Source organism: Paraflavitalea sp. CAU 1676, from assembly GCF_029223285.1.
In the GTDB taxonomy this organism is placed as follows: domain Bacteria; phylum Bacteroidota; class Bacteroidia; order Chitinophagales; family Chitinophagaceae; genus Paraflavitalea.
Map to the genome: position 1 here is coordinate 511050 of NZ_JARHUJ010000002.1, position 14632 is coordinate 525681.

Sequence of the window (14632 nt, forward strand, 5' to 3'; positions counted from 1 at the left end):
GTATATGAAACTATATAAAAGTATTTGGGTTGTGGCAGCCTTAGCCGGGATGGCCGGTACCGGGTGCCAGAAATTCATCGATGTGAATAAGAACCCGAACCTGGCAACAACAGCAGATCCGGCATTGGTGTTCACCAATGCGCTGAATCAAACAGCCTATTTTGCTCCCCGCGGCGGTAATTTGCTCGGAAGTTATTGGAGCGGCTATTGGGGCCATTCTACCAGCTATACAACCGGTACGCCGGAAAAGACGTACAGTTTTTCGAATGGTGATTTTACCTATTGGGGAGATATATTCGACAACCTGAATGATTACCAATTGGTGATCAATTCGGCCGATGCGAAAAAAGTATCATTTCTGAAGGGGCCGGCCAAGATCATGAAGGCATTACGCTATCAGGAATTGGTTGACCTGTATGGAAACGTTCCTTATTCAGAAGCTTTCAAGGGTATCGAACTGTTTCAACCTAAATACGACAAAGCGCAGGATGTCTACGATTCGCTGATCGTCTTGCTGACCGGAGCGATCGCTGATCTTAAGGCGAACGCACTGCCCGCTTCCCTGGGCGCTAACATCTTTTATATTGGCGGTGGTAAAACTTCTGCCGATTGGATAAAGTTTGCCAACACACTCAAGCTGCGTATCCTCATGCGCCAAAGCCTGGTGACTGCCCGCCAGAATTTCATAAAGGATGAGATCCAGAAGATCCTGACAGAAGGAAGCGGATTCCTCACGGAGGGGATGGATGTAGCTTGTCAGCCCGGCTATGCAAAAACATCCGGAAAGCTGAATCCTGTTTACGCGTATACTGGTTTCGACCAGAATGATGCATCTGTTCAGGGCCGGGACTTGTATAGGATCAGTAAACACCTGATCGATACGCTGATCGCTTCAGACGATACTGTCCGCTTAAAGTACATTGCAGATGTGGCACCCGGAAAAAGGCCCGCCAATGCACCTGCCTTCTACCAGGGACTTAAAGAAGATTACGTTGGTGTAGAATTTGGTGGAGAAGGTGATGAATACCTGGCTCCCAAAACTTCGCCCATCGGTCCTGGTCTGGTGGTTAGAGGAGAGGGAACAAAAGCACAGGTCGTGTTCACGGCTGCCGAGAGTTATTTCCTGCAAGCCGAGGCTGCCGAGCGTTTGGGTATAGCGGCATTGGGTAGCAGCAAGGCTTTGTACGAAAAAGGGATCAGGGAGTCCTTCCGCTTATTAGGAGCTCCTGCTTCGGCTGCCACAGAACTCATAGGAGGAAGTGCAGATTTCGATGCGGCAGCAAACAAGATAGAAGCCATCCTCTATCAGAAATGGGTAGCCCTCGCAAACTTCAATGGACTGGAAGCCTGGGCCGAATACCGTAGAAATGACTATCCGGCTGTACCATTCTCGGTCAATAGCGGTCAGATTGGCAAGAAACCTGTGCGTTTGTATTATCCGCAGGACGAAGTGGCGACCAACGGCGATGTTGTAAAGGCACAGGGAACCATAGATGTATATACGTCTCGCTTATTCTGGGATGTACGATAGAAATTACCAAAAAGTTAATAAGGACAATCATGAAGATCAAACACATAATATTCACGATGTATATGGGGCTGGCAGCCTCCCTGCTCACAGGTTGCTTAAAAAAAGTCGACAATTTTGCAAACGACCTGATCGATACGCCAATGCCCAATATGGTGGAAATGCTGCGCAAAGGCCAGCAACAAGCCTTGAATGCGACCACTTATAGCATTGCCCTCACAGCCAGCTTGCCGGAAGAGGACGTACTGGTAGGTTTTGTACGTTATGCATCGGTTGATTTGCCAACTGCCCCTGTTACGGTAAAGCTCAAATTGAACAATGCGCTGCTTCCGGCTACCGCTACAGCATTGCCGGCAGACGCTTATACCCTGGTTAAACCGTTGGATCAAATAACGGTGCCTGCTGGCGGTCGCATGGCAGAGATCAGGATCGTGTTGAAGAAATCGAAGCTCACACCCGGCAAAACCTATGGCCTCGTGTTCGAGTTCGAAGAGCCTACAGCTGGCTACACGATCAATGGAAGGGCGAAAACCTTCAAAACCACCTACAAGGTGTAATGGCCGAACGGCTGGCGGGATAACTGCCAGCCGTTGATAATGGCGATAGAATCCCGAATAGCACGATGAAATGCGGCGGCCGCATTCATCGTGCTATTTTGGCGTTGGTAGGTCTTGGGCGGTGTAAGAGGTTGCTGCAGGGTAATTTGCATTGTCATCTATCCAAGTAACAGAAGCACTTTAGCCATGCAACAAGAAACCAACACCAGGACCGCTCTGCCAATCACGCATTTGAAGGGAAAAAGCGATCCGCCCGCCGATGAGACTTCCTCCGATCAGGAAATAAACCAGCTGTTCCATAAACTGAAATCAATGGAGCCGGAATTGATACGACGGCTCCTGAAATCATGTGCCGCCATGTTGTTGCAGGAGCATCAGCAGGGTAGTGGGTACCAGGCAGAAAAAGAACGGTTCCTGGTGAAAACAGGCAGGCACCTCACTTCCATTCACATTAACCAGGTGGCGTTTTTCTATTGCGAGAACAAGACGGTGTACCTTAAAACCAAGGATGACAGAAATCATATATTGAAGGCGAGCATCGAAGAGATCGAACATACCGTATCTCCGCGCGACTTCTTCCGGATCAGCCGGCAGATCATAGTGAGCAGGTCATCGATCAAAAAGATCGTGATCTGGTTCAATGGAACGTTGAGGATCGACCTGGCTCCCGGCGACCACGCGAATATTATCATCAGCAAGTTGCGTGCACCCCAGTTCAGACAGTGGCTGGGTGAGTAAGTGTTTTTTATAAGCAGTCTAATAAAAAGTGCCCCTGGTAAGGCACTTTGATCACAAAACAAGGGTTTCAAATTTTTCTCATGTGCAAAGTTTTTTGCTGCGGAGGGCCATTCATGGCCCTCTTATGTTTTTATAAGGGTGATCAGTGGCCATCTGCACAATTTCAACAAGTTAAGCTCGTTGGCTGCCCGACGGTCCTACAATTTTAACCCCTCTTTAAACTTTTTGTCCCCGGCACGGTCTGAATTGTTCAGGAACCACGGGGTAAAAAGGTCACCCGGACTGTAACAAGCGTTTACAGACGTAAATGATTCCCTTAACTTAAAAGCAAACGTATTACCATGAAGAAGTATGTTATTGCATTGTGCGTTGTCCTGCTTACAGGATTGTCCATGGTCCAGGCACAGGATCAGCCGGCCGATAAAACGGCCGCTGCCAAACGTATTACGGATTCCATGACGGTAAAACTACACCTCACCACCGAACAGGTGCCGAAAGTGCAGGCCATCAATGAAAGCTTTACCGCAAAGGCTGCTGTTGTCAAAACCGAAGGAGGCGATAGAGCCACCAAGATGAAGAAACTGAAGGAAGCCAACCAGGAACGTGAAAAAGCACTCAAAGAAGTATTGACCAGCGAGCAGTTTCAGGCGTACAAAGAAAACAAGAAAGAGATGCGGTCCGACGCCCGTGAAAGATACAAGGGCAAAAAAAGAACTGCCTAGCATTAGTTACAGATGATGATACAATAGAAAAAGCCGCGCCAGATGGGTCGCGGCTTTTTGCTGTTAGGGTGGTTTTTCTTAGTCTTTCAGAAACCTTGCCACCTGTTTCTCCTGGTGCTCGTCGATATACTGCAGGAAGTAGATGCCCGCAGGCTGTTTGGCCACATTGATCTCGAGCAGGTTATTGCCGGTGTTGAATCGTGCGGACTGGCGGTGCACGATCCTGCCCGCCGCGTCAACGACCACTAGCTGACTGGCAAAGGCTCTTTCTGCGCGCAGGAACAACGTAACCTGGTCGCGTGCCGGGCTGGTTACATACTGCAATCCACTGCGGGTGGCGTCGCCTATAACGACCCTTACCATTTTTGAATACGAGTAACGGCCATCAAGATCCACTTGCTTTATGCGGTACCATGCCGTGGTATAGGGCACGCTACGGTGGAGGAAGGAATAGTGCTGCTCCAGGTCAGTAGTGCGGGCGCCGGGTACACGGCCAAGTTCTGTAAAGTCGGCCCCATTGGGAGATACTTCAACAGCGAAATACTCATTGTCCGTTTCATTGGTCGTTGACCACGAGATCAGGTTATCGCGCCCCTTGTTCTCTGCGCTTACGGAAAGCCAGGTGACCGGCAAGGCCAGGTTCGAACTAACCGCAAAAGGTGAGAAACTGGTAAAGCCCGATCTGCTGAGCGTATAAGGATCGCTGCCACTGGCCGACAAGCTACTGGAACCATATTCCCAACCGCCTGTCCAGAAGTGTGCCAGCCGGCTTACAGACCGCAGGAAGGCCGGCAGTTCAAGTACACCTGGCCACTGCAATGTGATGGTAGCGTTGGAGCCGCCCGGTACCGCTTCACTGACCAGCCAGGTAGCATCCACAGCACCATTGGTAATCACACCGCCCGTTTCGCCCTGCGTATAAGCATGGTCAAGCACACGCACCGAAATATTGTCGGTAGTGGCTCCACCAGCCTGTGCCACAGTAGCCGGTATAAAATGATTGGCTGTACCCACCGGATAGGTTTTCGTACTGCCTCCGTTGATCGTTTGCACCAGCGCGCCGGAATTGTCAGCTACCAGGTAATTGGTAGCGTTGGCGCCCGTAACACTGGCAGCCGTGCCCAACGTAAGGTTGTTATTCTTCAACCACAGACGGCCGCTGGTAAACGTAAGTGTGCCATTGATCGTAACGGGGCTGGCCAGCACCGAAGGGCCGCTGCCTTTGTTGATGGTGAGGTTGCTGAAGGCGCCACTCGAAGCGATATACTGCGTGTCGACGCCATTCAGCTGAATGGTAGTGCCTGTATTGGTGTAGGTGCCACTGGTCATGTTCCAGTCGCCCCCCAGCAGGTGGGTAAAATTGCCGCCTGTAAAAGTACCATTGCTTAGGTTGAAGTCATGCAGCAAGGTAAGGGCAGCTCCAGGTGTCTTGATGCCTGCAGCCGATACGGTTAAGTTGCCATAGATAACATTGGTGGCAATGCTTTGCGTAGAGCCGGCATAGTCGACCGTGCTGAGGGTGTCGAGTACGTATGAATCAAAAACAGGTAAGGTATTCGTGCCGCCAATCTTTAGCGTGGCACTGTCTTCGATCAGCAACTCTCCGAGGTCAACCGCATCCTGGGTAAGTGTAAAGGTGCCGATATCAAAAGTGCCGCGGCTGATGCGAACGCTGCTGATGTCGGCCAGGTTGCGCGCCAGCGTTACAGGGATATTGTATCCTTTGTTGATGATCACCTGGGCAATGTTCGAAGGGTTGGTAGTGCCGCCAATACTGCCCGGTGTATTGCCCGTCATCACCAATTCTCCTTCCGTAGCGTCGATCGTTCCATTATTGGTGAAATCGTGCGAAACCTGAAAGTTATTGTTTGCGGTAGCATTACCGGTAATGGTGAAGTTGTAGAAGTTGGTACCGGGACTGCCCGTGAGGAGGCCCGTTGCGGAGGTCATGATGAAAGTAGATGTGCCACCGTTCAAAATGCCATTGCTCTCAATATTGCCGCCAACCGTATAGGTGTTGGCACCCGCATTGAAGATTGCATCACTGTTGACGGTGAAGTTGCCATTCATCGTCCAGCCCGTGGGTGGCGTAATCCCGGCCGTACTTTCAATATCCACATGCTGCAGCGAAGTGGGCGTGCCTTGCAGGGTAATGACGCCAGAACCATCGAGGATCAAGGTTCCGGTACTTGAAAAGGAACTACCCACATTGACGGTGACTGCAGTGGCTGGATCGAATAACAATACCCCCGAACTGGTTACCGAGCCATTGTTGGTGAAATTACCTTTAATGGTGTGGGTAAGTGAGCCGCCATTGAACGAGGCACCGCTACCGATGGAGAAATTGCCCAGTACCAGCCAATTCACACTGGGGTTAACCCCGCCGGTATTGTTGATATTAAGATTAGCGTAAGTGGGCGTACTGGTCGAGTTTAAAATAGGAGAAACCGTGCCGTTGAAGTTGATGACACCCGATGAGTTGGAGACGAGCGCATTGAGAAAGCGGATCGTTTGTTGTGTAGTGCCGCTAAAGGTAGTGACCCCATTGCTGATCAAACTGCCACTATTGATAAGATCGCCGCTTACCGTTGCATTGCCTGCCCCTCCGTCATAACTACCGGTACTGGTAACATTCAGTAAGCCATTGTAAGTGATATCACTTCCGCTCACGGCATAACTTCCATATACCGTAACCCGGTTAAAGGTGGTATTGCCGCTGATGGTTTTGGACGAACCAAGCAGCAACACAGTACTGGTAGCGGGCGCGAAAGTGCCATTGTTGACCCAGTTACCGTTAAGGCCGATATTATAAGTGGCGCCATTAAAAGTAGCCCCGCTGCCAATCGTTAAGTTGCCATTCACGGTAGTATTGCCCGCCAAAGTTTTGGTGCCACCGTTGGATAGCTGCAGGTTGCCATAATTAACACCTGTAACCGATTGGGCGGAAGCTGCATTGTAATTGACGGTGCTGCCTGCGTTGATATTGTAGGTAGTATAATTGCCTGGGAAGTTGGCCGCGCCGCCTACGGTGAGGGTGGCGCCCGCGCCGAGGGTGAACGTGCCGCCGGGCGCACTTCGCGACGCACTGAAGCTGCCTATATCGAAACTGCCTGTTGTGACAGCCAGATCATTGTTGATCGTGCTGATACCGGTAAGGGTAGCCGTACCTCCGCTCTTGGTGATCGTGAGGTTATAGAAAGGTGACGCGGAAACTGACTGCGCTCCGCTGCCATTGAGCAATACCGTGCTGTTGGCAGGCATGAAAGTACCGCCGTTGCTCCAATTGCCTCCCGTGGTGAGGGTAATATTACCCGCACTCAGTATGCTGCCGGCATTGATGGTAGCGTTGCCGGTTACGGAGGTGTTGGCATTTAGATTCAGCGCGCCGCCCTGCAACAGAAAGTTGCCTGCAATAGTGGTGGCCGTAGCTGCTGCAGCAATGCCCCCGCTTTTGTTGATGGTTAGGTTATTGTAACCCAGACCGGCAACAGTTTGCGCATTGGCGCCATTGTAAACAACAGTCCCTGTTCCCGGCGTAAAGGTGCCACTGCTATAAGTGTAATTGTTGCCGATGGCCAACGTTCCACTGCCGGCGAAAGTAACATTGGCGCCGCCCGATTGAGTGAGATTACCAGTTACACTTACATAGCCGGTGCCGATGGATAAATTGATGGCATGCCCTGCGGTGCCATCACTCAGCGTAAGATCGCCATTTACGTTGATGGCCTGGCCGCCTGCGTTGATGGTGTGCGTATTGTTGGCAGCCCACATGCCGCCGATATTACCAGCAGTGGTGAGAGAGCCGCCGGCATTAAGGGTAAGGGTAGCAGCCTGGGCACTGCCAAACAAAATGCCTTTGGCATTGGCAGCCGTGCCGATAGCGGGTTGATTGGTGAAAGCAACAACACCGATTTCAACAATATCGTTGGCGGTGGGTACGGCGCCCGGGCTTCCCTGAATAGCTGTCCAGTTCCCGGGGGTATTCCAGTCGCTGCTGGCAGCACCCGTCCATCGGGTTACATTGGGCGCATCAGAAAGCGTCCACCGGGTGTCAATATTGGAGAGGCCACCCAACTCTACATAATTATTGGTCGTGTTGTTGGTAGTCTTACCCACATTGGCCCAGGCGCTTCCTGCATAATTCCACAATGGCATACTTGATTCCGCATTGCCATTCAGTTCATCATCTTCATAGTGAAGCCTGAGCGTGGCCGTATAGGTACCCGAAGGGATGGAAATATTATAAACCCGGTTGATGGAACTGCCAAAAGGGAAATCTCCCAGAGCACCCGGGGTTACCGCTACCGTAACATTGGTCACCGGCACCGTGATGGAGTTGAACGTGATCGTATTGTTGGGGCTTTCAAAGGCATAGGTTGTGCCGGCCACAAAAGCATGCAGTCGTTGAATAATACCGGTGATAATGCCGTTACCGTTCCTGGTATTGGTGATGGTAAGGGTATTGGCACCTGTACGCACAATGCCCGAAGTCATATTGATGATGGCGGCGGTGGTACCGTTCAGTAACTCAACAACAGTGGTCGGAGATGTCTTATTGATCGTAAGGGTGTTGAACGTATTGGTGCCTGATATGGAGGCGGGGGATGTGCCGGTTAGTGCGATCGTGCCGAGGCCCGCAACAAAACTACCCTGGTTGCTCCAGTTGCCCTGCACGGTATGAATGCTTCCGCCGGCAGCGAAGGAGGCGCCAAGTCCGATGGAAAAGTTGCCATTGGTGGTAATAGCGCCGCCGGCTGTTTTTGCGCCAGTGTTCGTTAGTTGGAGGTGGTGATAAGTGCCTCCGTTCACGGATTGTGGAATGGTGCCATTGAAGTTGACCGTGTTGGGTATAGTGGCCGTAACATTCAAGGTGCCGGCAGTAACCGTGTAAGCACCTGCAATACCCAGCGTAGCATTGGCTGCCAGTTGCAGGGAAGTTCCATTCAGTGTAACATTAAATAGGTTGGCGGTGCCATTTACCGTAGAGGTGCCGGCGAAAGTAACGGTACCAGCGGTGGCAGTGACGCTGCCACCTACATCGAGGCCGCTATTGATGGTAAAGTTCACGGCGGTAGTAACCGATCCCGGGATCGACAGGGTAGCAAATGTTTTGGTGCCGGCGCCACTGATCGTTTTGCTGGCGCCATTCATGGTGAACGTACCGGCCGTTTGGTTCAGTGTACCGGCTACAGCGAGATTGCCGGTTACAGTGAGCGTGCTTGCTGTGGTGATGCTGCCGGATACGGTGAGGTTGTCGAGCGTAATGCCGGTGCCGCTGACGGTTTTGGAGGTGCCGGATAGGGTAGTAGTGCCTCCCGGCAGATGGGTGAACACGCCGGCCCCTGTAGTGCTGAGATCGCCCGACAAATTGAGACTGGTCGCGGCCGCTGCTGTAATGTTCGAAGCGGCCAGGTTGAGATTGTAAAAGTTCTGTGCGCCGCTGCCGCTCACCACCGTACCCGCACCATTGAGCGTAATGGTACTGGTATTGCCGGTAAACGTGCCGTTGTTGGTCCAGTTGCCGGAGACGATATGCGTGGCACTACCGCCGTTAAAAGTGGTAGAAGCGCCAATGCTGACCTGTCCGTTGATGGTCAGTGCGGCGCCGGCTGTAAAAGAAACCGCGGTTCCTGTGCCAATGGCACTGGTAAGGTTGCCGGCAATGGTGAACGGCGTTGCCGGAAATGTTTTGGTGACTGAGCCACCCGAGCTGGTCAGCAAGAGGTTCCCATAAGTCAGTGCGGCCACCGTTTGTGCGGTACCACTGTATTCAACGGTGCTGGTGAGGCCCAGGTTCTTCGTGGCATAGTTGGCGGGGAAAGAATTGGTGCCACCTATTTTTAAGGCTGCGCCGTTCAGTACGGTAAAAGTGCCGCCAGTTGTGGTGGCCCCTCTGTTGGCGGTAAAACTGCTCAGGTCCAGCGTGCCAGCTGCCACATAGATATTTCCATACGCGGCGGCACTGGAGGCGAGCGAGGTCAGGTTGCCGGCAAGTGTTTTCGTGCCGGATCCGCTGATGCGTAAAGTACCATAAGTATAGGAATTGCTGACAGTTTGATTGCCGGCGGCCGCATATTCAACGGTGCTGCCGGCATGCAGGGTGGTAGTACCTGTTATGGTATAATTGGCGGCGAAGGTGGCGGCATTGACCTTCAACAGCGAATTGATATCCGTCGTTAAAGCACCGGCAGTAGCCAGGAAGCCGGCACCGGTACCCGGATCAAAGGTTCCTTTTACAGTGAGCAGACTACTGGAGCCGGTCACATTAACTGCGCGACCTAAGGTAACTACGCTGCCCGCATTAACCGTCAGTCGCCTGTACGTAGTGGTAACGCTGCCGCCAATTATTTGCGCAATGCCTGCCATTACAGTGAGCGAACTGGTGGTGGTAGCTGCATACACGCCATTGTTGGTCCAGTTGCCGGTAAAGGTAACCGTTCCTTTGCCGTGCGACATCGTACCGTTGCTGTTGATGAGGATGGCCCCCGAAACTGTGAGGTTGCGGCTGATGGTCAAAGTAGATGCTTTAGTGCCGCCAAGTGTAAGCGACCTGGCTGTTGCCGATCGGGAAATGAGTGGCTGAAAGGAGCCCGTAAAATTCGCGTCGCCAATGATGGCATCTTTGGTAGAGGACGGGATGCCGTTGGTCCAGTTGGAAGTGCTTCGCCAGGAGCTGCTGTAGGTTCCTTTCCAACTGGTAGATTGTGCAAATAATAGAGTAGGGCAAAGCAATAGCATGCTTAGCACCCTTAGCAGCGTGTAAATGTTCACCATGGATCAGTGTTTTTTATTGTGCAGATACCTACGGAGAAAGGGTCGGAGTATGGTAGGAAAGTGCATGCACATGACGTGCCGATCACTCACCAGTTATATGTCGGTGTAAATAAAAGTTGACGAACTTGCTACTAATTGAATGGGGCTGCAATAAACCAACAACGGTTATGATTGGGAAGAGGCGCTTTGTTGTATAAATGTAAATAAATCAGGCATTCGTTATTCAACACCAACCATTATTTTTTTATTGCAACAATATATTGAACGGATTCGGGTACTGGTACGATGAATGGTCAGTTGTAGGAGTGATCTGATTCAGGTATATGAAAGTTGCGTGGCTGGTCGTATGCGTGATCGGATTTGGGTACTAGTGAACGCCATACCCGATCATGATCTTTTTTACCAGGGCAATGCGTTCTCTCAAAAATCCGGTATTGAAGAAGTGAGTGGAGAAATCATCGAAGTTTTCATAGTGAAAACCCAGGTAAAAGATCCAGAAACAAAAATTAAGGTAGGGGATCGCCTGTACCTCTTCATTGCTTAATGGACGATACTCTCTGTATGTATTCACAAACAAATCGAAAGCCACATCTGCTTCGTCGCGTGTCATGCGACCCATTACCGTGTACAAAGCAAAATGAACCCAATAGGTCATGAGGTCGTTGACGAGCCAGCCATGGCCGGCAAAGTCGAAGTCGAAAAAGGTAAGTTCGTTCTCTTCACCGAAGTGAAAGTTTTTGGGCATAAAGTCGTAATGGCAATAGCCAGCCGCAAAAGTGTCGGCGTGCAGGCTATTCAGTTTGTTCATCACGAGCTGTGCCGTATCCTGGATATATTGGTATTCATCCGGGAGTTCATGAAAGGCGGGCGCCAATAGTTGGATGGGATTAATAAGTATGGACTCGTAATTATATATGGGGCGTGTATGGGATAGCTTTATACTTGAGCTGATGTTGTGCACCCTGGCCATTTCCCGGGCTGTAAGGATGATCTGCTCAGTGGTGGGCTTAAGGGAAGGCTTGCCTTCAGCATAGCTAAACAATACGCCATAGCGAGTACCCTCTGCCGCTTGAAAAGTTTGGATTTGATGGCCTTCCCGATCAGCAATGGGATAGGAGACACGCGCACTTCCTTCCTTCAAAATATTTAGCAGCTCCACCTCGCCTTTTATCTGCTCTAGGCTGCGGTGCATGTCCCGGTAAATCTTCAATATGAACTTGCCACCCTGTCCTTCGATCTTATAAGTATCGCTTACACCACGCAAAAGGTATTGGCAGGTAGCACCTTTCAGGTTATACTGATTGGCAACAAAATTACCCAGGGCTTGGGCGCTCAACGTAGAGTATTGCGTAGGGAAGATGTTCATGATAAAAGGATAGGTGGGGCGCGAATGTAGGGAAAAGGGGGCAAAATGCAAACAGGCGACATCGTAAGGTGCCGCCTGTTCAATTTATGGTGAATATGTCTTTACTTATTCCCCTCCTCCTTGATCCACACGGCCGACTGTGCCGTGCGGTCCATACGCGCCTGTGGAGGCTCGTTCGGCCGTGTAGGGGCCGTCTGGTTTTCGTTGGATGGTACAGGTGTAGTCGCCAGTCTGTTCAGCCGTGCATAGTTGGGTATGGCGATCAGCGGCGTGCCATCACTCCAGGTGCCTTTGATCGTCATCACACCATTGAGGAAAGTGGGTTTCCACTCCATCGTGAGCGGACCTTTTCCGATCGCCCGGTTGATGTCGCCATTGTTATCCTGTGTTTCTACATTGTAAATGAGTGGTCCCACACGCAGTGCCACGCGGCCCCTGTCGGCCTCGATCTTATCATCGGCCCTGATCTTCTGGATATCCATCGGCAGTACCACTTCAATCTTATCACCCGCCTTCCAGGTCCGGGTAATGGCAACGTAACCATTTTCAATCTTCACCGGCACTGCTTTGCCATTTACCTTGAGCGATTTTAAACCGCTCACCGCCGGCACAGGTGTATACAGTTCGCTCGTAGTGCGGTTGGGTACGCGCACATATACCGTGAAGCTTTTGGATACTTTGGGATTTACAGTGATCGCTACATGTCCACTCCAGGGATAATCGGTTTTCTGCACCATCTCTACATCTGTACCCACCACCCTTTCAACTTTGATGGTGCTGCCTACGTACATATTTACATAGATGCCTTTATCGCCGGTTACATAGGTCCAGGTAGGGATCATCAACAGCGTACGGGGAATATTTCCCACGCAGCATGGACACACATGCCACTGGTAGCGCGCCTGCGCCGAGGAGAGCGGGTTGGTATACAGGAAGTTCTTACCCTCGAGGTCAATGGAACCCAATAAAGCATTGTACATGCTTTCCTCGTACAGGTCGGCATATTTGGCATCGTGGTAAGCGAGGTTCATCTTGTATTGGAAGAAGATGAGGCCCGCACTCGAGCAGGATTCGCAATAAGCACTGTTGCGCAGCGAATAGTTTCCGCCAAAACCTTCAGATGTTTCACCGCTGCCAATGCCACCCGTGAGGTAATACTTCTTGTTGATCATATTGTCCCACAGCGACATCACCGCGCTCTGATAATCTACATCTCCAGTCTCTGCCGCTACATCAGCCATGGCGGAATAATTATACGTCGCACGCACGGCATGACCTACTGCTTCATATTGTTGCTGCACCGGCACATGGCTTTGATCGTATTCACTGCCATCTTTACGGTTATCCAGCAGGAACTTTGCCAGGTTGATATAGCTGTCACCATGGCTGCCCTTACCTTCCATGTCATTCACGAAACGGCCAAAACGTACCAGCGCCTGCTCCATTTCCTGGTGTCCATCGTACCAGGCCTTTTTACCCGGACCAATATTCGCCACCCAGCAGTCAGCCAGTTTCTTTGCCGCATCATACAAGCGTTTATCCCTTCCTTCGGTGAGTGTATAATGGTTGATAGCACTCTCGATGAAATAACCCGCTACATATCCTTCATGGTCGCCACGGTTGCGCACCGCCCACCTTTCTTTCCAGCGGGCAGTGTCTCGCAAGGTATAAGCAGTGTGCAGATAGCCATCAGGCTCCTGTGCCGCGAGTATAATAGGGATCCATTTCTCGAGGGAGGCTTTCATGCGCTCCTGCGAAGCGATCACAGCAGCATCGCCTTGCGGATCAACCATCAAAGCGATACAGATGGATTCGATCGTTTGGTGCACCCAGGCATTGGAGAATACATAGCCCTTGTGCTTCGCGTGTGGTTCGCCGCGCAATGCTTTCGCTGCTTCAATAAAGTTGTCCAAACCGCCTTCACCGGTGGTGAGGTCTGTACGCTCGCACTGATCGATACACCAGGGTATCCAGTTTACGATCATCGCTTTCGCGCGGTCGCTCCACAGCTTGCTGTCGATCTTGTATCGTTTGGTATACACCACATCAAGGCGCTTGTCTTTCGGTGGCATATGCACCTTCACCTTGATGGTGGAGGAGGCAGCCAGCTTTCCTTCTCCGGCCGTCAGTTGCAATACATAATTACCCGGTGAGGTGAAAGTAGCTGTACCGTCTTTCCCGGCGGAATTGCTGAAGTTGACGGCACCCGGACCGGAAACCTTAATCCAGGAAGTTTTACCAACGGGGGTAACCGATTTGATGGTAGAAGACAGCCAGGTGCGTCCACCCACCATTACGTCACGATCGCCATTGGCGAGTACCACCGGGGCAGGTGTGGGTGAATTGGGCGATTGATATACGGCCCATTCGAGTAGGGTAGCCGTAGCCCGGTCGGCCGAGTCCAGCTCGAGCCTGATCTTCGTCGTCTTTATTTCATCGAAGCTGGTCTTGTTGTATTGATTGTTGGCGAGGCCAAGACCCGATGCGTTCTTAACCGGTACATAGGCATTACCATCCCAGTATTGAATGCGGTAGCCTTCAGGTAACCGGAGGTTGCTGCTGTAATCCCACCAATACACAGCGATCTCGCTGGTAGTAACAGGCTGCGCCCATTGGTACTCTACCCAAAATTGCGAGCGGGGGAATCTCCTGCCGCCGCCGCGGTTATTACCGGAAGGGGTAGGTGTAAGTCCATCATTCAAGGCGTCGAGTGAAGCACCAAATCTACCGGAAGCAGCGGGTGTGGCCACAATAGCCAGGTTGGGCTTGGGTGATGGAGCTGCAGCCGGTGTGGGCTGACTAAAGCCATCGGATGAAGCAGCGCCTATAGCAATCAGGGCTGCCAGTGAGCCCCGCTTAACAGTACGTGTTATTAGCATGGTACAAGTCGTTGTGGTGAATCATTGAGAAACCTGTTCAAATGTAGGTTAGTGCAAACGATTGCTAT

General features: G+C 51.4%; 7 protein-coding genes. 4 read left to right on the plus strand and 3 right to left on the minus strand.

Translation table 11 applies throughout. From position 1 onward, the window contains the following. Positions 1–4: 4 nt before the first annotated feature. The 4 genes from P2H89_RS06785 to P2H89_RS06800 all read left to right on the plus strand — a co-directional run bounded on the left by P2H89_RS06785 (position 5) and on the right by P2H89_RS06800 (position 3545). Entirely contained in the window at positions 5–1531 is a 1527-nt protein-coding gene (locus P2H89_RS06785; protein ID WP_275825826.1) for a SusD/RagB family nutrient-binding outer membrane lipoprotein, read from the plus strand. A 29-nt stretch (positions 1532–1560) separates the two neighbouring features. Continuing rightward, the gene (locus tag P2H89_RS06790; RefSeq protein WP_275825827.1) at positions 1561–2085 is read left to right on the plus strand and encodes a hypothetical protein; all 525 of its coding nucleotides are present in this window, start codon (positions 1561–1563) and stop codon (positions 2083–2085) included. Between the two features lie 186 nt (positions 2086–2271). After that, entirely contained in the window at positions 2272–2823 is a 552-nt protein-coding gene (locus tag P2H89_RS06795) for a LytTR family DNA-binding domain-containing protein (protein ID WP_275825828.1), read from the plus strand. A gap of 341 nt (positions 2824–3164) precedes the next feature. Continuing rightward, on the plus strand, positions 3165–3545 hold the full coding sequence (locus P2H89_RS06800; RefSeq protein ID WP_275825829.1) for a hypothetical protein: 381 nt from the start codon (positions 3165–3167) through the stop codon (positions 3543–3545). A gap of 78 nt (positions 3546–3623) precedes the next feature. On the opposite strand, the gene P2H89_RS06805 is transcribed toward P2H89_RS06800, so the two are convergent. The 3 genes from P2H89_RS06805 to P2H89_RS06815 form a co-directional block, all read right to left on the minus strand. Then, positions 3624–10319 carry a hypothetical protein gene (locus P2H89_RS06805; protein WP_275825830.1) on the minus strand — a complete coding sequence of 2232 codons (6696 nt, stop codon included), beginning with the start codon at positions 10317–10319 and terminating at the stop codon, positions 3624–3626. Between the two features lie 367 nt (positions 10320–10686). Next, positions 10687–11685: a phosphotransferase gene (locus P2H89_RS06810; protein WP_275825831.1), complete on the minus strand. Its 999-nt coding sequence runs from the start codon at positions 11683–11685 to the stop codon at positions 10687–10689. A 101-nt stretch (positions 11686–11786) separates the two neighbouring features. Further along, positions 11787–14564 carry a beta-L-arabinofuranosidase domain-containing protein gene (locus tag P2H89_RS06815; RefSeq protein ID WP_275825832.1) on the minus strand — a complete coding sequence of 926 codons (2778 nt, stop codon included), beginning with the start codon at positions 14562–14564 and terminating at the stop codon, positions 11787–11789. Positions 14565–14632: the final 68 nt, after the last annotated feature.

Excerpts from the sequence above, each read along its gene's own strand:
- P2H89_RS06785 (WP_275825826.1), top strand. The coding sequence starts at position 5 with ATGAAACTATATAAAAGTATTTGGGTTGTGGCAGCCTTAGCCGGGATG.
- P2H89_RS06790 (WP_275825827.1), top strand. The coding sequence starts at position 1,561 with ATGAAGATCAAACACATAATATTCACGATGTATATGGGGCTGGCAGCC.
- P2H89_RS06795 (WP_275825828.1), top strand. The coding sequence starts at position 2,272 with ATGCAACAAGAAACCAACACCAGGACCGCTCTGCCAATCACGCATTTG.
- P2H89_RS06800 (WP_275825829.1), top strand. The coding sequence starts at position 3,165 with ATGAAGAAGTATGTTATTGCATTGTGCGTTGTCCTGCTTACAGGATTG.
- P2H89_RS06805 (WP_275825830.1), bottom strand. The coding sequence starts at position 10,319 with ATGGTGAACATTTACACGCTGCTAAGGGTGCTAAGCATGCTATTGCTT.
- P2H89_RS06810 (WP_275825831.1), bottom strand. The coding sequence starts at position 11,685 with ATGAACATCTTCCCTACGCAATACTCTACGTTGAGCGCCCAAGCCCTG.
- P2H89_RS06815 (WP_275825832.1), bottom strand. The coding sequence starts at position 14,564 with ATGCTAATAACACGTACTGTTAAGCGGGGCTCACTGGCAGCCCTGATT.